Genomic DNA, 579 nt, shown 5'->3' with positions numbered 1-579 from the left:
GAGAAGAAAACCTATCGCAGCTATTGCCAGCTCTATGAACGGGGCGGAGCCTCAGCCCTGTTCGCACCGCATCCTCCAACACGCGACAAGGTCAACAGCGAGCCCCTGAAGAGCCTGATCTTCACTATCCTGCATGGGCCGCCGCTCAACTACGGTATCAACCGGACGGCCTGGACTATGGGCACGTTGCAGCAGGTTCTTGCCGAGAAGGGGAACTCTGCGTGCCGGGATACGATCCGCAAGATCACGAAGCAGGCAGGCTGGCGCTGGCTCAGAGCGCGCAGGGTGCTCACATCGACGGACCCGAATTACTCAGAGAAGGTGCGGACCCTGCGCTCGACCCTCGCCTCGCTTCAAGCTGACGAAGCCTTCTTCTCGATTGATGAGTATGGGCCGTTCATTGTGAGGCTGCATGGCGGCAAAGCCCTGACACCTCCCGGGATGATCCGCATCGTTCCGGCGCGGCAGAGGGCCCGCGGCACGCTGATCCTCACGGCTGCCCTGGAACTGTCGACGAACCAGGTCACTCATGTCTACAGCGAGAAGAAGAACACGGTCGAGATGATCCGGCTGATCGAG

The 579-nt window shown here is 60.6% G+C and carries 1 pseudogene; it reads left to right on the top strand.

The features are described 5' to 3' along the window. Window positions 1–579 (top strand): annotated as a pseudogene (locus KBI52_RS00955) (IS630 family transposase); the annotation flags it as partial.

Source organism: Microvirga sp. HBU67558, assembly GCF_018069605.1.
GTDB lineage: Bacteria > Pseudomonadota > Alphaproteobacteria > Rhizobiales > Beijerinckiaceae > Microvirga > Microvirga terrae.
The sequence above is the reverse complement of the archived record's forward strand: the minus strand, read 5'-3'. Positions and strand labels throughout refer to the sequence as shown.